This window comes from Proteus sp. MB838, assembly GCF_054767435.1.
The window spans coordinates 86437-107790 of the sequence record NZ_BAABMO010000008.1; the positions used below are offsets into that span (position 1 = coordinate 86437).

At 36.0% G+C, this 21354-nt stretch carries 17 protein-coding genes; 15 read left to right on the plus strand and 2 right to left on the minus strand.

The features are described from left to right. Window positions 1-2 precede the first annotated feature (2 nt). The 14 genes from cysG to ACYUCW_RS05595 all read left to right on the plus strand — a co-directional run bounded on the left by cysG (window position 3) and on the right by ACYUCW_RS05595 (window position 17009). On the plus strand, window positions 3-1385 hold the full coding sequence (cysG, locus tag ACYUCW_RS05530) for a siroheme synthase CysG (protein WP_049209927.1): 1383 nt from the start codon (window positions 3-5) through the stop codon (window positions 1383-1385). A gap of 651 nt (window positions 1386-2036) precedes the next feature. Continuing rightward, window positions 2037-3677: an ABC transporter substrate-binding protein gene (locus ACYUCW_RS05535; protein WP_004243232.1), complete on the plus strand. Its 1641-nt coding sequence runs from the start codon at window positions 2037-2039 to the stop codon at window positions 3675-3677. A gap of 267 nt (window positions 3678-3944) precedes the next feature. Then, window positions 3945-5582, plus strand: coding sequence for an oligopeptide ABC transporter substrate-binding protein OppA (gene oppA, locus ACYUCW_RS05540; RefSeq protein ID WP_460408259.1), 1638 nt, complete (start codon window positions 3945-3947; stop codon window positions 5580-5582). A 78-nt stretch (window positions 5583-5660) separates the two neighbouring features. Next, window positions 5661-6581 carry an oligopeptide ABC transporter permease OppB gene (gene oppB / locus ACYUCW_RS05545; protein ID WP_004243230.1) on the plus strand — a complete coding sequence of 307 codons (921 nt, stop codon included), beginning with the start codon at window positions 5661-5663 and terminating at the stop codon, window positions 6579-6581. A gap of 18 nt (window positions 6582-6599) precedes the next feature. Then, window positions 6600-7508: an oligopeptide ABC transporter permease OppC gene (gene oppC, locus ACYUCW_RS05550; RefSeq protein WP_004243229.1), complete on the plus strand. Its 909-nt coding sequence runs from the start codon at window positions 6600-6602 to the stop codon at window positions 7506-7508. A 7-nt stretch (window positions 7509-7515) separates the two neighbouring features. Then, window positions 7516-8505 carry an oligopeptide ABC transporter ATP-binding protein OppD gene (gene oppD, locus ACYUCW_RS05555; protein WP_460408260.1) on the plus strand — a complete coding sequence of 330 codons (990 nt, stop codon included), beginning with the start codon at window positions 7516-7518 and terminating at the stop codon, window positions 8503-8505. Next, the gene (oppF, locus tag ACYUCW_RS05560) at window positions 8502-9509 is read left to right on the plus strand and encodes a murein tripeptide/oligopeptide ABC transporter ATP binding protein OppF (protein ID WP_004243227.1); all 1008 of its coding nucleotides are present in this window, start codon (window positions 8502-8504) and stop codon (window positions 9507-9509) included. Before oppD ends, oppF begins: the two co-directional genes overlap by 4 nt. A gap of 798 nt (window positions 9510-10307) precedes the next feature. Further along, a complete protein-coding gene (locus tag ACYUCW_RS05565) occupies window positions 10308-10643 on the plus strand; it encodes a helix-turn-helix domain-containing protein (RefSeq protein ID WP_012368005.1) in 336 nt (111 codons plus the stop codon). A 249-nt stretch (window positions 10644-10892) separates the two neighbouring features. Next, window positions 10893-11453 (plus strand): type 1 fimbrial major subunit FimA, encoded by a 561-nt coding sequence (gene fimA, locus ACYUCW_RS05570; RefSeq protein ID WP_004243225.1) that lies wholly within the window; start codon window positions 10893-10895, stop codon window positions 11451-11453. 61 nt (window positions 11454-11514) lie between these two features. Further along, the gene (locus ACYUCW_RS05575) at window positions 11515-12057 is read left to right on the plus strand and encodes a fimbrial protein (RefSeq protein ID WP_004243224.1); all 543 of its coding nucleotides are present in this window, start codon (window positions 11515-11517) and stop codon (window positions 12055-12057) included. 24 nt (window positions 12058-12081) lie between these two features. Beyond that, window positions 12082-12774, plus strand: a complete 693-nt coding sequence (locus tag ACYUCW_RS05580) for a fimbria/pilus periplasmic chaperone (RefSeq protein WP_004243223.1) — start codon at window positions 12082-12084, stop codon at window positions 12772-12774. Between the two features lie 33 nt (window positions 12775-12807). Then, window positions 12808-15411 (plus strand): fimbrial biogenesis usher protein, encoded by a 2604-nt coding sequence (locus ACYUCW_RS05585; RefSeq protein WP_071233842.1) that lies wholly within the window; start codon window positions 12808-12810, stop codon window positions 15409-15411. Between the two features lie 83 nt (window positions 15412-15494). Beyond that, window positions 15495-16433, plus strand: a complete 939-nt coding sequence (locus ACYUCW_RS05590) for a fimbrial protein (RefSeq protein WP_020945751.1) — start codon at window positions 15495-15497, stop codon at window positions 16431-16433. 18 nt (window positions 16434-16451) lie between these two features. Further along, window positions 16452-17009 carry a fimbrial protein gene (locus ACYUCW_RS05595; RefSeq protein ID WP_460408261.1) on the plus strand — a complete coding sequence of 186 codons (558 nt, stop codon included), beginning with the start codon at window positions 16452-16454 and terminating at the stop codon, window positions 17007-17009. A gap of 60 nt (window positions 17010-17069) precedes the next feature. Here ACYUCW_RS05595 and ACYUCW_RS05600 read toward each other — a convergent pair whose 3' ends face one another. After that, window positions 17070-18227, minus strand: coding sequence for a pyridoxal phosphate-dependent aminotransferase (locus tag ACYUCW_RS05600; RefSeq protein ID WP_046334744.1), 1158 nt, complete (start codon window positions 18225-18227; stop codon window positions 17070-17072). A 257-nt stretch (window positions 18228-18484) separates the two neighbouring features. After that, window positions 18485-20527, minus strand: coding sequence for a choline transporter (locus ACYUCW_RS05605; RefSeq protein ID WP_087726513.1), 2043 nt, complete (start codon window positions 20525-20527; stop codon window positions 18485-18487). Between the two features lie 209 nt (window positions 20528-20736). Between ACYUCW_RS05605 and betI the strand changes: the two genes are divergently transcribed. Then, window positions 20737-21339, plus strand: a complete 603-nt coding sequence (gene betI / locus ACYUCW_RS05610; protein WP_004248206.1) for a transcriptional regulator BetI — start codon at window positions 20737-20739, stop codon at window positions 21337-21339. The last annotated feature ends 15 nt before the right edge of the window (window positions 21340-21354 follow it).

Below are 21354 nucleotides of genomic sequence, written 5' to 3' on the forward strand. Positions count from 1 at the left end.
AGATGGATTATTTTCCAATATTCTGTCAGCTCAACAATAAACCTTGTTTATTAGTAGGTGGCGGTGAAGTGGCAGAGCGTAAGGCACGTTTACTGATGGAAGCGGGAGCGGTTATATCCGTCGTTGCACCGACATTCACACCACAATTTATGCAGTGGCAAAACGAGCAACGATTACAGTGTTTCATGGCTGAATTTAGTGTCGCTGATTTAGCTGACAAATGGCTAGTCATTGCGGCCACAGATAATGAGCAAGTGAATCAACTTGTCTATCAGCAGGCCACAGAACAACGCATTTTTTGTAACGTGGTTGACTCGCCCAAGCAAGCTAGCTTTATTATGCCCTCAGTGATTGACCGTTCCCCTATTATGGTTGCGATTTCTTCGGGAGGAAAAGCCCCTGTACTTGCACGCATCTTACGTGAAAAAATGGAACGGTGGTTGCCCAACTCGCTAGGCGCTTTAGCGCAGTTAGCAGGGAAATTACGTGAGCAAGTTAAACAACGTTTTGCCACCATGAGTGCTAGACGCTATTTTTGGGAGCGTTTTTTTGCAGATAAAGCGCTACAAGCAGAAATTGATGCAGGTAGAGATAACGGCATTCAACAACGTATCAGCACATTGCTAGCGGAAAATAACCAGCCCCAAGGGAGTGTGGTGTTGGTGGGGGCAGGCCCTGGAGATGCAGGATTAATGACTATTAAAGGGCTGCAACAATGTCAGCAAGCCGATGTTGTGGTTTATGATAGATTAGTCTCTGATGAGGTTATGCATTTAGTGCGCAGAGATGCGGAGCGTATTTATGTTGGTAAACGAGCTGGTTTTCATTGTGTTCCTCAAGAGGAGATTAACCAAATTCTTATTAATCACGCTAAGGCAGGGAAAAGGGTAGTGAGGTTAAAAGGGGGTGATCCTTTTATATTTGGTCGAGGAAGTGAAGAGTTAGAAGCTTTAATTGAGCATCAAATACCTTTTTCTGTGGTGCCCGGCATTACTGCGGCATCAGGCTGTACCACTTATGCCGGTATTCCGTTAACACATCGGGATTATGCACAAAGTGTGCGTTTTATTACTGGGCATGGAAAAGGGCTGAACGACGCACAATGGCAATGTATCGCACAAGATAACCAAACTTTGGTTTTTTATATGGGGCTAAGTAAAGCCGATTACATTCAGCAAATGTTACTTAATCAGCATATGCGTGCCACTATGCCAGTGGCAATAGTAGAAAAAGGTACACTGGCGACACAAAAAGTGGTTGTTGGCCAATTACAGCAACTGGCTGAAATGGCAAACTCAATGCAAAGTCCTGCATTAATTATTGTTGGTGAAGTCGTCAGTTTAAATCAAAAGCTACAATGGTTTGGTACGACTTTAGCCAATTAAAGCAAAAATTTTGAAGAAGTAGGCTAACGCTCAGAATATCCTTTATGGTTCATAACAACGATAAAGGATATTTTTTTTGCTAATTCATCGGGATATAAATGAAAATAGTACTGATTTTAATTGCATTTCAAAAAATATATTAATTTTTAAAAACAAATAATAAAAATGTTTTTTTATTAATCTACCGTTATTTTTAGATTAGCCAGTTTCTGTCATTTAAAGACAGATTTGTTATTGTTTATAATCAAGTTGTGTGAAAAAAAACTTACACCGAACACATCATAAAGTTCTGTATCCTCGCTAAAAACCCATCTGATTATATTAATTTTGTGAGCTATGTAGGTTTTCTATCTATAAAAGTTGCGCGGTGTTAATTAAATGTTTATTTGTTATTGTAGATAGCGTGATGAGAATTTTCTTTTTTCATAAGATAGAAGTCTACTGGGCTTAGTAAAGTTTAAGTGATAATAACACCGCACTAATTGACAAAATTCACTATAAGTGTAAAAAAGAAGAATATTGTTATTAATTTTATCTAACAATTATCTCAACATATTAAATAGCATGAAATATCTGAATATTATTTAAAAATAATTTATATGTAAATTGAGTAACCCCGCTATAGATGATTATTTATTAGGAGAGGTACCCATGAAAAAGAAAGTTATGTTAAAAATGATGTTTCCTGTCAGCATTATATCACTTGCGCTGACCTCTTTTCTTTCTCATGCGGTAATACCTCCAGAAGGTACTCTTCTTGCGAAACAACAAGATATTGTTATTAATAATGGCACTGAAGTTTCCTCCCTTGATCCACATAAAGTGGAAGGGGTACCAGAAAGTAATATTATTTTAAATTTATTAGAAGGGCTCACTTATATGGGGCCTAATGGTGAAAGTATGCCGGGGGTTGCCGCTAAATGGGAGAGCTCAGAAGACAATAAAACATGGACTTTCTATTTACGCGATGATGCGAAATGGAGTGATGGTACACCGGTTACTGCAGATGATTTTGTTTATAGTTGGCGTCGATTAACAGATCCCCAAACTGGCTCGCCTTATGCCAGTTATCTTGAATATGCCTATGTGGAAAATGTTGCAGATATTCTGACAGGTAAGAAATCCCCAGAGAGTCTAGGGGTAAAAGCAATTGATCCACATACTTTGCAAGTTACGCTCACACAACCGGTTCCCTATCTGGTGGATATGCTAAACCACACCTCATTAAAACCAGTTAAAAAAGAGATTGTTGAAAAATATGGTGTCAATTGGACTCGCCCGGAAAACTTTGTCGGTAATGGGGCGTATTTAATTGATAATTGGGTGGTTAATGAAAAAATCACTTTAAAACGTAATCCGCTTTATTGGGATAACAAAAACACCATTATTGAACGAGCGACTTTTTTACCTATTAGTTCAGAAACCAGTGATATTAATCGCTACCGTAGCGGTGAAGTTCAAATCACCAATAGCGCTATTCCTCCTACGCTTTATCGAAAGATGAAACAAGAGCAACCGGAGGCTCTACATATTACGCCTTACCTATGTACTTTCTTTTATGAGCTTAATAATAAACGTCCACCTTTTGATGATCCCCGTGTGCGTGAAGCGGTAAAATTAAGTTTAGATAGAGAAATTATCGCGGAAAAGATCATGGGGCAAGGGCAAATACCGGCTTATTCTTTTACTCCACCTTTTATTAATAATGGCAAGTTTAAACCCCCTAAATGGGCAGGTTGGACGCAACAACAGCGTCATGAAAGAGCGCGTGAGTTATTAAAAGAAGCCGGTTATGACAGCCAAAACCCATTATCTTTTACATTGTTGTACAACACATCCGATCAGAATAAGCAACAAGCTATTGCTGCCGCTTCTATGTGGAAAAAGAATATTGGTGCTAATGTCACTTTACAAAATCAAGAGTGGAAAACGACGTTAGAAAATCGTAACCAAGGTAATTACCAAGTAGCAAGGGCAACATGGTGTGCCGATTACAATGAACCAACATCATTTTTAAACTCTTTCCTCTCCACTAGCAGTCTAAATACTATTTTATATGAAAATAGTGATTATGATGCCGCATTAAAGAATGCATTACTGGCCACTGATAATGAAGCGCGTCACCAACTGTATCAACGTGCTGAAGCCTTGTTAGACAAGGACTCCGCTATTGTACCAGTCTATTATCGTGTGAGTGTCAGAATGGTCAGTCCTAAAGTGGGCGGATTTACCGGTAAAGACCCCTTTGATTATACGGACTTAAAGCGCTATTTTATAAAGGCAGATAAATAAAACTGGTAAGTTATAACGCATCTATAGCTATATCTGATTTTAATTAGCAAAAGCAATTTAAAAAAGTACAGCATAAAAAGTACTACACAAAATATAACGGCACAAAAATGATAAAGACATCATGCAATTAAGCATAGATAGTCAATCTGCAACAATATTTTATTTTTTTGTAAAACAATAAGTTGTGTAAAACGTTCCAAAAACACAGCGAAGCATCACAGGAAGGCCGAACAATGGCAGACTCACTAACTGGGAGTATTTGATAAGATGATAAATGTAACTAAAAAAAGTGCGCTAGCGATCGCCATTGGTACTATCTTTGGTTTTACGGCGCTCAATGCTACTGCGGCTGTTGTGCCTGATGGGGTAAAACTGGCTGATAAACAAGAGTTAGTGCGTAATAATGGCTCTGAGCCACAATCACTTGATCCTCATAAAATTGAGGGTGTACCTGAATCAGCATTAGCACGAGATCTATTTGAAGGGATCACGATTGTAGGGCCTGATGGTGAAATTCTACCGGGCTCTGCGACTAGCTGGGAAAATAAAGATTTTACCGTTTGGACGTTCAAAATTCGTGAAGACGCGAAATGGTCAAATGGTGACCCTGTAACAGCGCAAGACTTTGTTTATAGCTGGCAACGTTTAGCAGATCCGAATACAGCATCACCTTATGAAAGTTATCTACAATATGCCCATATTGTTAATATTGACGATATTATCGCCGGTAAGAAAAAACCGACGGAACTAGGTGTTAAAGCGCTTGATAATAATACCTTAGAAATCACATTATCAGAGGCCGTACCTTATTTACCTAAATTGCTAGCTCACTCCTCGATGTCGCCAGTGAATCAAAAAGTGATTGAAAAATTTGGTGAAAAGTGGACGCAACCTGCGAACTTTGTCGGCAATGGTGCTTATGTACTGAAAAATTGGACGGTAAACGAACGTATTGAATTAGAGCGTAGTCCAACCTATTGGGACAATAAAAATACGGTTATCAATAAAGTTACTTTTTTACCTATCTCATCAGAAGTCACCGATGTAAACCGCTATCGTGCGGGTGAAATCGATATGACTTATAGCAATCTGCCGATTGAATTTTTCCAAAAATTGAAAAAAGAGATCCCAGATGAATTACGTATCAGTCCATACTTATGTACTTATTATTATGAAATTAATAATGAGAAAGCTCCCTTTGACGATCCACGAGTACGTGAAGCACTAAAACTATCTATGAATAGAGATATCATCACTTATAAAGTGAAAAACCAAGGTGATATCCCTGCTTACGGATTTACACCGCCTTTCACCGATGGCATTAAAGAGAGTAAACCAGAGTGGTTCGCTTCTTGGACCCAAGAGCAACGTAATGAAAAGGCGCGCCAATTATTAGAAGAGGCGGGTTATAACAAAGCCAATCCATTAAAATTCAAGTTACTGTATAACACCTCTGATCTACATAAAAAAGTTGCGATTGCGGCCTCTTCTATTTGGAAGAAAAACTTAGGTGCTGAGGTTTCTCTTGAAAACCAAGAGTGGAAAACGTTCTTAGATACACGTCACCAAGGTAATTATGATGTTGCACGTGCAGGATGGTGTGCAGATTATAACGAACCTTCTTCATTCCTTAACATGATGCTGTCTTACAGCAGTAATAATACCGTTCACTATAAAAACAAACAATTTGATGCGTATATGAAAGAATCTTTACGCGTGAAATCGGATGATGAACGTGCAGAAATTTATCAAAAAGCAGAAGGTGTATTAGATAAAGATTCTGCCATTGTTCCACTTTACTACTACGTAAACACCCGTTTGGTTAAACCTTATGTCGGTGGTTATTCTGGTAAAGATCCACTGGATAATTTACATACTAAAGACTTGTATATTATTGCTAAATAATCGGGCGAGACCTTGCTTAAGTTAAGTGAGGTCTTTTTATCACCACGCCTGAATAGGTTTGTGTTATAGGAACGGGCAATGCTCAAATTTATTTTTCGTCGCTTTTTGGAAGCGATCCCGACACTTTTTATTCTAATAACGATTTCGTTCTTTATGATGCGCTTAGCGCCGGGTAGCCCTTTTACTGGGGAAAGGAAATTACCCCCTGAAGTTATGGCCAACATCGAAGCGAAATATCATTTAAACGATCCCATTTACAAACAATACTTCGATTATTTAATTCAATTATCGAAAGGGGATTTAGGGCCTTCTTTTAAATATAAAGACTACAGTGTTAACACTTTAGTCGGTAAAGCATTCCCTGTTTCTGCAAAATTAGGGCTATCGGCCTTTGTATTAGCGGTTATTTTTGGTGTGGGGGCAGGCGTGATAGCCGCACTGAATCAAAATACCAAATGGGATTATACCGTCATGACATTTGCCATGACGGGGGTTGTGATACCGAGTTTTGTGGTGGCACCACTATTAGTGCTTATCTTTGCGATTACCTTACGTTGGTTACCGGCGGGAGGTTGGAATGGTGGGCAAATTCAGTACATGTTACTGCCGATGGTTGCATTATCGCTCTCTTACATTGCAAGTATTTCGCGTATCACACGTAGTTCTATGATTGAAGTTTTACACTCAAACTTTATCAGAACGGCCAAAGCTAAAGGCTTACCAATGAAACGCATAGTGCTACGTCATGCGTTAAAACCAGCATTACTGCCAGTGATCTCTTATATGGGGCCGGCATTTGTGGGGATTATTACAGGCTCTATGGTCATTGAAACCATTTTTGGATTACCGGGTATTGGTCAACTTTTCGTTAATGGTGCATTAAATCGAGACTACTCATTGGTATTGAGTTTAACCATTATTGTGGGTGGTTTAACCATTTTATTTAATGCCATTGTTGATATTTTATACGCCGTAATCGATCCGAAAATTCGTTATTAATAGAGACTGGAGCACGTTATGTTATCGATGAAAGAAAATAGCGAAGCTCTGGGGAATTTCTCGGAGCAGCTAGATGTTGAAGGTCGTAGTTTATGGCAAGATGCCCGTCGTCGTTTTATGCACAATAAAGCGGCGATCACCAGCCTAGTACTACTATTTTGTATTTTACTTTTTGTCATTTTCGCCCCCATGTTATCGCCTTTTGTTTATGACGATACGGATTGGGAAATGATGTCAATGCCACCTGATTTTGCCTCTGCGCACTATTTTGGCACTGACTCATCAGGACGTGACTTATTAGTTCGTGTAGCAATTGGTGGACGTATTTCACTGATGGTAGGTATTGCAGCGGCATTTGTCGCTGTGATTGTTGGCACCCTCTATGGCGCGATGGCAGGTTATATCGGTGGGCGCGTTGACTCAGTGATGATGCGTTTACTGGAGATATTAAACTCCTTCCCATTTATGTTCTTTGTTATCTTACTGGTGACCTTTTTTGGGCAAAATATCTTACTGATCTTTGTTGCCATCGGCATGGTATCTTGGCTCGATATGGCTCGTATCGTACGGGGACAAACACTCAGTTTAAAACGTAAAGAGTTTATTGAAGCGGCGTTAGTCTGTGGTGTGTCATCACGTAATATCGTCCTTAAACACATCGTGCCGAATGTATTAGGTGTTGTTGTGGTATACGCTTCATTACTGGTTCCTAGCATGATCTTATTTGAATCATTTTTAAGTTTCTTAGGATTAGGCACACAAGAGCCATTAAGTAGTTGGGGAGCACTACTGAGTGATGGTGCAAATTCAATGGAAGTTTCTCCTTGGTTATTACTTTTCCCTGCTGCATTTTTAGTTGTCACCTTGTTTTGCTTTAACTTTATCGGTGATGGTTTACGTGACGCGTTAGATCCGAAAGATCGTTAAGGAGAACATGATGACAAATTCAACAAATAAGCCATTGTTAAGTGTAAAAGATCTCTGTGTCACCTTTGGTACTCCAGATGGGGATGTAACCGCAGTAAATAAGCTCAACTTTGAGCTATCTGCAGGGGAAACCTTAGGAATTGTCGGTGAATCTGGCTCTGGGAAATCGCAAACTGCGTTCGCCTTAATGGGATTATTAGCTAAAAACGGTCGTACTGCTGGAAGTGCTCATTTTAATGGTCGTGAAATTTTAAACTTACGCCAAAGTCAATTAAACAAAATGCGTGCTGAAGAAATATCCATGATATTTCAAGATCCAATGACCTCACTTAACCCCTATATGAAAGTCGGCACTCAGTTAATAGAAGTGCTTATGCTTCATAAGGGTATGAGTAAAAATGATGCATATGCGGAATCTGTTCGTATGCTTGATGCAGTAAAAATGCCCGAAGCCCATAAACGTATGGGCATGTATCCCCATGAGTTCTCTGGTGGGATGCGCCAACGGGTAATGATAGTGATGGCACTATTATGTAAGCCAAAACTATTAATTGCTGATGAGCCAACAACGGCACTGGATGTGACTGTTCAGGCACAAATCATGACACTGCTAAACGAGCTAAAAAAAGAGCTTAATACAGCCATTATCATGATCACCCATGATCTCGGTGTGGTTGCGGGTATTTGCGACAAAGTACTGGTAATGTATGCTGGGCGAACCATGGAATATGGTAATGCGCGAGATATTTTCTACCAACCATCACACCCATATTCTATTGGGTTGCTACAAGCAGTACCTCGTTTAGATGGTGAAGATGAACGTTTGGCGACCATTCCGGGTAATCCTCCTAACTTATTGCGTTTACCTAAAGGTTGCCCATTCCAGCCTCGTTGCCAATATGCAACAGAGCAGTGTTTGAATAGTGAACCTCAATTAACACAATTTGCTCAGGGAAGATTACGAGCCTGTTTTAAAGCGGCGGAGGAGTTAGTATGAGCCAAGCCACCTTACAAGATAGAAAAGTGATCCTCGAAGTTAACGATCTAAAAGTTTATTTCGATGTACAAGATAATAAACAGTGGTTCTGGCAACCTAAAAAAAGCCTCAAAGCCGTTGATGGCGTTACCTTACGTTTATACGAAGGTGAAACCTTAGGTGTAGTAGGGGAATCAGGTTGTGGCAAATCAACTTTTGCGCGTGCCATTATCGGCTTAGTTAAAGCATCGGGTGGTACAGTCACTTGGTTAGGCAATGACTTATTAGGCATGGGCAATAAACAGTGGCGCGATGTTCGTCAAGATATTCAGATGATATTCCAAGATCCACTTGCCTCCTTAAACCCAAGAATGACGATTGGCGATATTATTGCCGAACCACTAAAAACCTATCATCCGAAAATGAAACAGGCTGAAGTGGTTGAAAAAGTCAAAGCGATGATGATGCGAGTGGGGTTATTACCAAACTTAATTAACCGCTATCCTCATGAGTTTTCTGGTGGACAGTGTCAACGGATTGGTATTGCTCGCGCACTGATCTTAGAGCCAAAACTGGTTATCTGTGACGAACCTGTATCGGCACTGGATGTTTCTATTCAAGCTCAGGTAGTCAATCTACTGAAAGATATCCAAAAAGAGATGGGATTATCGCTCATCTTTATTGCGCATGATCTTGCGGTAGTGAAACACATCTCAGATCGTGTCTTAGTGATGTATTTAGGTCATGCGGTGGAGTTGGGGACTTATGATGAAGTTTATCATCACCCATTACACCCTTACACCAAAGCATTGATGTCAGCGGTGCCTATTCCTGATCCGGATAAAGAGCGTAACAAGCATATTGATTTGTTAGAAGGAGAGCTTCCTTCACCAATTAATCCACCATCAGGCTGTATTTTCCGTACACGTTGTCCGATGGCTGATGAAGAATGTGCTAAAACGCGCCCCTTATTAGAGGGAAGTTTCCGCCATGCGGTATCTTGTTTAAAAGTCGATCCGCTTTAATAAATAATAAAATTATATTAATAGGAAAAAGGGCCTGAATTTATTCAGGCCCTTTTTCTTTATATATAAAGCATATGGCTCAAAAATTTAATATTCAAATAAACTTATTTGTAATAGATTTTTTCTAAAAATTTATTTTCTATTTGATATTATCATTTTTTTAAATATGAAAAGTATTGATAATGATGAAAATCATTTATTATCAATGAATTATGTTGTTTTTATCGGTTTGTGATTTTAATATCAAAAGTTTTTATAGTTATAAAAATATTATTTTTTAATAAGATAAAATAATGGTTAAAAAAACTTATCTAATTACAAATATCAGTACCAAAAAAAATAAATAAATATTAATTTATATCAAGTAAAAATTTTTAGGATGAGATATAAAGGCATAATCATTAATAAAGTTTATTATTGTAACTTTGTTAAAATAACATTTGAAACAAAAAAGTATAAGTTTTGTACTAACCCTATCTGTTTTAGTTTTACAGTAAGCAAAAACAATAAAAAATATTTCTATTAAAAATTAATAAAAATTTAATATGTTTTTATTAATAGATTATTATGTCTTATTTGTATCTATTTTCTCGTAATTTTAGAATTAATCACTGCCTTAAAACGACTATTCAAATCAGATAATCAATTAACTCCCTGATACAAATAAAATGAGTATATTTACCTACTCTTATTTAGTGTTTTATTATGAGGTTTTTAATTCGTTAGAAATTTTTGAATAATTGATTTTATTAATCTCATAAAGTAAATTAAATGCAAATACAGTTGAGGAAGTGAATTTTGGAAATAAATAATTTCTCATTGAATTTTGAATATATTTCAGAAAGAAAAATATTTTGTCATTCGATTGGATATGAACTTTTTCTTTTAAGGCAACGTAATTCTATGACGGGGGCTGAGTTAGGAAAATTATTGAATATTTCTCAACAACAAATTTCTCGTTATGAACGAGGAATAAATAAAATACCTATTGATATACTTTTTCACATACTAAATATATTTGATATTTCAATAAGTGATTTCTTTGAAAAGGTTTCCAAAAGAGTTATCACATTAAAATATAAAATAAAATATGATTCTGATAATAATATTCCATTCTTTGAGAATATTATTTAAATGTAAGATAAATAATATTATTAGTGGCAAGTATATTAAGTATATCAATGAATTAATTAATAGGGATTTTATTTAAAATTAAAATCCTATTTATTTAATATTTATTAAATCACCCTTATTAAGGCAGTTAACTCTTTATCATATAATTAGTATATGGATTCAAATATTGTTATCTAATATAGATTTACTATTTTAATTTATAAGTGAAGTTGTTGTGTATATTTACCTGTAATGTAAAAGGAAAAGTCAATGCTTAAAAAAAAGATGTTAGTTAAAGCTCTATTTACAGTATCTGTTTTATCACTGAGCGGTGTTGCTTCTGCAGCGACTATTGTTAATGGTGGTAAAATTAATTTTACTGGAGAAATTGTTAATGCTGCATGTGTTGTTAGTACAAAATCAATAGATCAAACTGTTAATATTGGACAATATCGTACCGCACAATTTGATAGTGTAGGGAAAACAGTTGGTAATACTGATTTTTATATCAATTTAGAAGCTTGTGATACGACTGTCGCACAGAATGCCTCAGTTTCATTTTCAGGTGTAAGTGATTCAAATGATAAAACAGTATTAGCTGTAAGCAATATTACAACAGGTGGTGCGGGTGCTGCGACGGGCGTTGGTATTGAAATTACAGACCATACAGGAAAAGTGTTACCACCAGACGGCTCTGTTTTTTCTACAGCAAAACAGTTAATTGATGGATCAAATACACTTAACTTTGTTGCACGTTATAAATCTACATTAGATACCGTTACCCCTGGTCATGCTGATGCTGATGTAACTTTCAAAATGCAATATGAATAAATAAATTGGATTAACTTAAAGTATGACCTGATAAAGGTCATACTTTTATATCGAGGGAAATATGAAATATAGTTTAATATATTCTATTGTCCTATTTTTTACTCTTTCATTTACAGCCTATTCTAATGACAGGGAAAATATCTCTTTAGACGATGGTATTGTGACTTTTAAAGGGGGAATTGTAGAGCCTGCTTGTACAGTATCTTCTGAAAGTGAATATCAAATTGTTGATCTTGGTGTTATTAGTAGTAACCAATTTCATGGAGTAGGAAGTCACTCTATAAAAATTCCATTTTTTATTAAATTAATGGGATGTAATAAAAGTATTACGGATAAAGTCAGTATAATTATTATAGGTGATGTAAACAATAATGATAAACGATTATTTAGCATCACCGATCAACAAAATTCAGCTTCAGGATTAGGTGTTGCATTATTTAATGATGAAGGTGAAATAATTATTCCTAATAAATTCAATAAGTATAAATTTATTGAAGAGAATGAATTAAAACTAAAATTTAAAGCAAGTTATCTGGCAACGAAAGAAAACGTTATCGGTGGAAAAGCTGACAGCGTAGTTTGGTTTGTTTTCAATTATCAATAAATAAACCTATCATTTGAGGTTAATATGCATTTAATATCTAAACACTTTATTGCGTTATTTTTTCTCTTCAGTTTTTCATCGCTATCATATGCGGGAGGTGTTGCATTAGCTGCAACACGCATAGTCTATCCTATGGATGCAAAACAGACGTCAATTACTCTTAATAATACAGATAAAAGATTACGTTTTTTAGTGCAATCATGGATTGATGATAGCCAAGATCAAAAAAGTAATGAATTTATTGTTACACCACCACTGTTTGTCAGCAAACCAGAAAGTGAAAACAAGCTAAGAATAATTTATGCTGGTAAGGCATTACCAAATGATAGAGAAAGTTTGTTCTGGTTAAATACAAAAGCAATCCCTGAAATTGAGCGAGAAGAAATAAAAGATAAAAATATATTACAGCTAGCAGTATTATCTAGAATAAAAATTTTTATTAGACCTCAAGGATTAAATTTTAACATAGAGGATGTACCTAATAGTCTTGAGTTTAAAAAATCACAAGGAAACATAATAGTAAATAATCCTTCACCTTATTACGCGACATTAATTAATTTAGAAGCTGATAATGAACAGCTAAATAGTATTATGGTTCCTCCTATGGGAACAGTAATGATTAAAGTCAGCAAGCCTAACTATAGTCAAATATCTTATCAAACTATTAATGATTATGGTGCTAGTACACCCAAAGTAACGAAACAGATTGGTAAGTAATGCTATAACATTCATTAATGATAAGGCTTTATTATGCTAAAATCTAAAACTATATGTTTTAATTTATATATCTTTTTAGGTACATGCTTTTCTGGTGTGGTGTATGCGGATAGTTTTTTTAATCCTAACTTAATTTCAAATATTGATAATGAAGTAGCAGATTTATCTCGATTTGATAAAGGTGAAGGCCAACCTGAAGGAATGTATTCAGTAGAAATTTATGTAAACGATGAATATGTTGAAACAAAAAATTTAATATTTTATGAAAGCGATGCATCATCCGATGATACAGGTTTATTACCTTGTATAGATAATAAAACTTTGACAAATTTTGGAATAACTTTAACTGAAAATAGCAAAAAGAAATCAGAAGAGGTAGAAAGTAAAGATAGTGCTTGTGAGAATATTTTAGATAAAATAGAAAACTCAAGTGTTAAATTCGATTTTGAAGGACAAAAATTATTTTTAAGTATTCCACAAATAATGTTTAAAAATAATGTTCGTGGCTTTATCCCACCTGAAAAATGGGATAATGGGATTAATGCGTTTTTACTAAATTATAATTTCACAGGAAGAAATAGTAAGAACTTTAAGGATAACGTTGATAATAATAATTATTTTTTAAACTTAAATCCTGGTATTAATCTTGGTTCATGGCGATTTAGAAATGAAAGTTCATGGAACTATGCCAGTGGTGAAAGTAAGCAAAATAAATGGAGGAATATAAGAACATATGTACAAAAACCTATTATTCCATTACGTGCTGAATTAACCCTTGGTGACTCTTTTTCTAATGGAACCATTTTTGATAGTCTTGGTTTTAGAGGGATTAAGCTAGAATCTGATGATAATATGTTGCCTGATAGCATGAGAGGATTTGCACCTACGATAAAGGGTATTGCGAATAGCAATGCTATTGTTACAGTCAAGCAGAATGGTTTTGTTATTTATCAAATTTCTGTACCTCCAGGTGCATTTGAAATAAAAGATCTCTATGCCACATCAAGTAGCGGTAATTTAGATGTCACAATCAAAGAGAATAACGGTAAAATTACACAATTTGTTGTACCTTATTCAAATGTGCCTATTTTACAACGTGAAGGACGCTTAAAATACGAATTGATTGGAGGGGAATTTCGTAGCGGAGCAGATTATCAAGATAAACCTAATTTTGGTCAATTAAGTTTAGTATATGGCTTACCTTATAATATGACGTTATATGGAGGAAGCCAATTTTCAAATAATTATCAAGCCTATGCGATTGGTTTAGGTGGTAATCTAGGCACCTTTGGGGCGATATCAGCAGATGTAATACAGGCGAATAGTATATTGCCAAACGATGAGCATAAAAAAGGGCAGTCATTCCGATTACTTTATGCTAAATCGATTAATAGCACAGGCACTAACTTTCAAATAATGGGGTATCGATATTCAACGCAAGGCTATTATACCCTAAATGAAGTTAGTTATAAAAAAATGGCAGGGCGTGAAATAGTAACAGATAATGGAATAATAAGAGATGAGGATAACTTATCTAACTACTATAATTTAAATTATTCTAAAAAAGGGAGGTTTCAACTTAATATAAATCAGCAAATTACCAATAATAGTTCTTTGTATATTTTAGGCTCTTACCAAAACTATTGGCGCACAACTGAAACTGAACAGTTATGGCAACTGGGTTATAATGCTAATATTGATAGGATAAATTATAGTCTTAGTTTATCGAAATTAAAATCACCGGGTATGCGTGGTGATAATAAAAATGTAGCTTTTAATATATCAATTCCTCTTAATGATGTATTTAACCAACAAACTGTAAGTGACTTACATTCAAGTAGAAATAGTATGTATGCTGTTTACTCAATGAATAGAAGCGATGACAATGTTTGGGTCAATCAAGTGGGACTAACAGGAACTCTCCTTGAAGACAATAATTTAAATTATAATATTCAACAAGGATATACGCATAATGGTTCTGGTTATTCAGGAATGGTTTATGCTAATTATAAAGGTAAATATGCTAATATAGGTAGCGGATATAATTATAGTAATGATTGGCATGAGTTTAATTATAGTTTAAATGGTGGTGTTGTTGCTCATGCAGGAGGTATTACTTTAACTCAACCTTTAGGGGATACCAATATTCTTATTAAAGCAAATGATGCTAATAATGTTAAAGTAGAAAATGCAAATGGTATATTAACTGATAATAAAGGTTATGCTGTCTTACCGTTTGCTTCAACATATAAAAATAATCGAGTTTCATTAGATGTTAATTCATTAGAAGAAAATATTGAATTAGAAAATACGATTATTAATGTAGTTCCTACTAAAGGGGCATTGGTTGAAGCTAATTTTAAAACGAATATTGGCTATCGAGCAATGGTTACATTAAGCAAAAAAGATGGCGCTATTATACCTTTCGGTGCGATGGTTGTTGATGAAGAGCGTTCCGTAAGTGGTATTGTTGGCGATAATGGGAATGTTTTTATCTCTGGTTTAGCACCTGTTGGTAGGCTAAAAGCAAAATGGGGAAAAATGGCTGATCAACAATGTATATTTGATTACCAAATTAATGAGAAGTCATCAAAAGAAAAAGGTATCTATTTTATTTCTTCCACATGCCAATATTAAAAACAAGCATATTTACGGATTTTATTATGATTAGAATAGTATTGTTTACAATAATAGCCATTATTTCAAATAATGCAGTCGCTGTGAGCTGTGTCAGTGGTTGTAATGCGAATGAATATTCCACGCTTAGTGGACAACTATCAAAGACGGAAAATAAAGTCGGTGTTACTAAAGATGCTTCTGATATTACTTTGTCCAATCGAATTACATTAAGATGGAATGCGGGGCAAGCGCAAACATGGGCGACATATTCCAATGGTAATATTCCTAGTGCAAATACCAGCAATAATGACTGGATTTATTCTAAGATAGATGACTATATTTCTGTTGCGTTAAGAATGACTAATAATTGTAGAACAATTTATGTCCCTTATAATGTACCTACGCTAAGCTCTACTTGTGGTGCCCGTACTTATACTGAAAACGAAGAAAGCGTCGTTTCTGTAAGAAAGTATCAAACCAGAATAAAAATTGACAAGGCTATTATTTCTGGTACCTATGTAAAAAATATTTTTGTAGGCGAATTTGGTTTTTGCCAACCACAGAATTGTGCGACTAAACAAACTATCATTACAAAGCTATTTTTAAATCTTTCAATGACAGTTCCACAATCTTGCGTTATTAATTCAGGGCAAGTGTTGAATATTGATTTTGACAATATTCCTGCATCAAGTTTTAAAGTAGCAGGGAAAAAAGCCGAAGGAGTTAATACGGTTTCTAGAAACTTAAGTATTCAATGTGACAATATAGATGCCAGTGCTGATTTAACAATGCGATTACAAGCAGATTCAGTTCAAGGTAATGCTATTGTTTCTAATAATAAAAGTGTTGGCTTTGTGGTTGCTAATTCAAGTGGATCTGAATTAACACCTAATGATTTATCAAGTTTTATTCCTTTCAGACTCAACCAAAATGCTGATGCTAATGTCACGATTAATGTTTATCCCGTAAGTATTGATGGAAAAACACCAACTGAAGGCGCTGTCACATCAAGTGGCTTTCTAAGAGTTGATTTCCCTTAATTTTAATAGGCTAATATCATGAATGAGTTATTACATACTAGAAAAATAATGCGCTTTCTATTATGGGGAATGCTACTTTTTAGCGGATATACAGTATTTTTTACTAAAGATGCAGCAGCAGAATTAGCTAATACAAATATTGTTATAAAAGCGAACATTGTGGCAAATACTTGTAGAGTCAGCCCTGATTCGCTAAATAAATTTGTTGACTTAGGGGTTTGGGGAACAAAAGATTTTCAGCAAAAAAATACAACAGAGCCAGTAAAGTTTACACTTAACTTAACTGATTGCAGTATTGTTACTAGCGGTGTAAAAGTAATGTTTAGTGGTGATACTGACAGTAAGGATAGTACCTTGTTTAAGTTGGCAGAAAAAAATGCGGCTCAAAATATAGGTATTGCTATTTTAGATAAAAATCAGAATAAAATATTACCGGGAAAAAGTAGTATGATTTACCCTGTAGAGACAACTAATAATATTTCTCTCGATTTTTATGCGCAATATATCGCAACTAATAAGGACGTAGTTGGGGGAAGTGCAAATGGTGAAGTATTATTTTCTTTAGAATATCTGTAAATAACAAGGGAACTGTGTCGTTCCCTTTTAAATACATTTATAACTATTGGTTGTAGAGGATTATATCCATCCTTTAGTTCTAAATTCTTTTAATGTCGCGACAAAATAACTCATCTCCTCAGGGGTTCCTAAGGTCAAACGGCTCCAACCTAATGCGGGAGGAAACTCACGTCCTACCATAATATTTGCCGCTTTCATTCTCTCTTGATAAGTTTTCACATCACCTTTGACTTTATGAAAAATAAAGTTGGCGTGAGAAGGTGCATACTCGATATTTAAGGCGTTTAAAGTATCAACCACCATTTGTCGTGATACATCAATTGACTTGCGACTATATGCCACAAAAGCGTGATCTTTTAACGAGGCTAATGCGCTAACAGCACCGGCAGTATTGGTATTATCAATAGAAACGAAACTATCTACTTCACTAATTACCTCAGGGGCTGCCACACCATAGCCTACCCTTAATCCAGCTAATGCATAAATTTTTGAAAATGTACGGGTAACAATCAAGTTTTTATAACCTTGAGCAACTAATGCTATCGCACTGGTAAATTCAGGTGTTGTCACAAATTCAGCGTAAGCTTCATCAATAATAAAAAAGACATTTTCTTTTGCTGAGGTGATCCAATTTGTTAATGCCGCTGTTGGTGTCAGCATTGCGGTTGGGTTATTAGGATTGCACAGATATACCATGCTAATACCATCAAATGCTTGTGCTTTTTTCTGCATGGCGGTTAAATCAAAAGCCAATGTGTTATCAACCGGCACTTTTACGATATTAACACCTAAAGGTTCAGCATAAAGTTCGGCATAATTAAACGTTGGATCAGGCACAATCAGTTGTACTGTTTTACCTGCTTTTTGCGCTTTATTAGCCACATATTGTACGGCTGCTTGTATGGTTTCAGAGGAGCCATTACCTAGAGTGATGTGTTTGTCTGATAGCTTAAATTCTTCACCTAATGCACTGATCAGTGCGCTTCGCGCATCATCTGGATAGCGAAAAGCATGGGGAAGTGCATCAATAATCGCCTGTTTGGCATTGGATGACATGCCTAGCGAGTTTTCATTAAAGTTTAACAGTAAAGGATTTTCTGCATTAAATAGCTGTTTAGGGTTTGAAGTTTCTGCGGCATAGGCAGCGCTAACAAACGAACTTAATGAAAGTCCCCCGATCACTAAGCTTGATGATGTTAAAAATGAACGACGATTCATGTGATGTTTCCCAAGTAAATTATTCTACATTTTTATTGTTTATGTAGATTACTAAAAAAACACAATAAGTAAATAAACATGTTTTAATTTTGATTATTTATTCACTGTTGGGTCAGTTTTTAGGAATTAGCTTAAGCATGTCAACATGAAATAAAGTCAGAAAATAGCGATGTATTGCATAAGGTGTGTGATGCAGGCTAATAAAAAAGGGAACCGATAACGGGTTCCCTTGAGAGATAAGATAGCTCAGTCGCTAATTAATTTGATTCTGGAAATGTTAATGTTGCACCGGGCGCTTCACGACTTAAGTGAATAAAGTTTAAGTGTTTTTCATATTGGTCGAGAATATCACTGATCACTTGCTCCTTGGTGTAGTCCATTAAATCGTTACCCTGTGAACCTTCCCATAAATAGGTTTCTAGCCGGTAATAATGAGATTTTCCTCGACGAGCACGATAAGTAAATGCAGGTACTGAATATTTTTGTGGCCATATTTGATAAATAAAATGCTGCTCTTGGCCTAAATCAACCACTAATTCTAAATGGTTTAAACGAGGCTCTTCTTCCTGCGGGTAAAGATTAAACGAGACATTTGCACCACGTAATGACAGCTCATTAGCCACATCTTGCATCGCTGGGGTACAAACTAAATCTAACATCCGTTGGGTATAGGTAGTACCTGGGAAATTCATCACTCGACCTAGACGCTGTTTCCAGTTCATGGTGGTGTTACCATAAAGAGGTGCTGGCGCATTGGTGTTTAATGAACTGACGCGTCTAAAATCTTCTACTTTTAATGACTTATATAGTCCTGCCATAATAAAGAAAATAACAAAGCTAAAAGGTAATCCCATAATAACCGTGGTATTTTGCAAAGCAGAAACCCCGTCTGCCATTAACATACCTAATGTTAATAGACCAATAGCGATAGACCAGAATATGCGCAGCCAATTTGGGGCATCATTATTTATATCACTCAGTTGAGAAGTGAAATTACCTAAAACTAATGAACCGGAGTCTGCCGAGGTTACATAGAAAAGTAATCCTGTAATAGTCGCTACGGAAGCGGTTAAACCAAATCCCGGATAGAGTTCAAGTAGAGAATAAAAGCCTTTTTCTGGTGAGGCTAATACTGTTTCAGCAAAGGTTTGATTACCGTGGATCACTTCATAAAGTGCACTATTACCAAAGATAGACAACCATAATAGCGTGAATACAAAAGGGATGATCAAGGTGCCTATAACGAATTGACGGATAGTTCTCCCCCTTGAGATACGTGCTAAAAATAAGCCCACAAAAGGTGACCAAGCAACCCACCAAGCCCAGAAGAAAAGTGTCCAGCTATTCATCCAATCCGTCGGTCTATCAAAAGCAAAGCTATTTAGTGTCATTCCTAAGAATCGATTTACATAATCACCGACATTAAGTACTAACGCATTTAATAAAAATTCAGTATCACCAGCAAATAGGATAAATAAAATTAACCCTAAAGCGAGTAATACATTTAATTCTGAAAGAATACGTATGCCTTTATTGACGCCTGATGTGGCTGAGATCACCGCCATAATTACGGAAAGTAGAATTAAACCACCTTGTACACCTAACCCTTGCGGTAAATCGAAGAGAACTTTCAACCCATAATTAAGTTGTACTACGCCAATACCTAAGGTGGTGGCAATACCAAAAATAGTACCCAATACGGCAGCAATATCGACCGTATGACCGATGGGGCCATAAATACGATTACCAAAGATAGGATAAAGTGCAGAGCGGATGGTCAAGGGTAAATTATAGCGATAACTAAAATACCCGAGTGCAATACCAATCAGTGCATACATAGACCAGCCCGTCAGGCCATAGTGGAATAATGTCCACACCATCGACTGACGGGCTGCTTCTATTGTTTCACCTTCGCCAGTAGGCGGTAGCATATATTGGGTAATAGGCTCAGCGACTGAGAAAAACATTAAGTCAATCCCGATCCCCGCGGCAAACAACATAGCAGACCAGCTTAATACACTAAATTCAGGCTTTGACTGTTCTGGGCCTAATTTAATATTACCAAAGCGAGATGTGGCAACGAAAATAACGAAAACAATGTACAAAGTTGCCGCTAATAAATAGTACCAACCAAAGGTTTTTGATACCCAACCTAGTGTTTTAATGATCCACGCATTGGCGGTATCTGTCATTAAAATAGTGAAAAAAGAGAACGCTAAAATCAGCGTTGCGGAAGCGAAAAAAACAACAGAATTGAGCTTGTCTTTCTGTGGTTTTTTTGAGCTATTAAGAGTTGTCATCAGAAATTCCAAAAATTTATTCATCTAAAAGTTAAAAGTTGCATTCTTTGCTAATTAATTGATTTATATGCAAAGATTCAAATTTTCACGATCTGCTCCTTATGTCATTTGTGAATTAATTGTGATAAACAATAGTTAATATTGATTGAATGTTCAATTAAAAAAACGTTTAATAAAAGTGTTCAATGTATTTTTTAGGTCTTGAAAACATGCCGAAGATAGGGATGCAGTCGATACGTAAACAGCAATTAATTCAGGCGACATTAGCGGTGATTAATGAGGTCGGAATGCAAGATGCCAGCATTGCATTAATTGCACGAAAGGCCGGGGTATCTAATGGCATTATAAGCCACTACTTCCGTGATAAAAATGGTTTATTGGAAGCGGCAATGCGCCATATCCAATATCAGTTAGGTTTTGCCGTCGCAATGCGATTACGTATTTTAAGCGATGCTGAGCCTAAATTGCGTATTCAAGCTATTGTCGATGGTAACTTTGATACGTCACAAACCAGTGAAACCGCAATGAAAACTTGGCTGGCTTTTTGGGCAAGTAGCATGCATCAGCCTAATTTGCATCGTTTACAAAAGGTTAATGATAGACGTTTGTACTCTAATCTCTGTTATGAATTTGGACGTGCGTTAACAAAAGATAAAGCACGCTTAGCCGCCAAAGGCTTGGCCGCTTTAATCGATGGTTTATGGCTACGTAGTGCCCTTAGCGAGGAGCCATTTTCGTTAGCAGAAGCAAAAAAAATTACTGATGAGTATATCGATATGCAACTTAATCTTTGCCAGGATAAACAGACTTAACTTACTCACTATAAA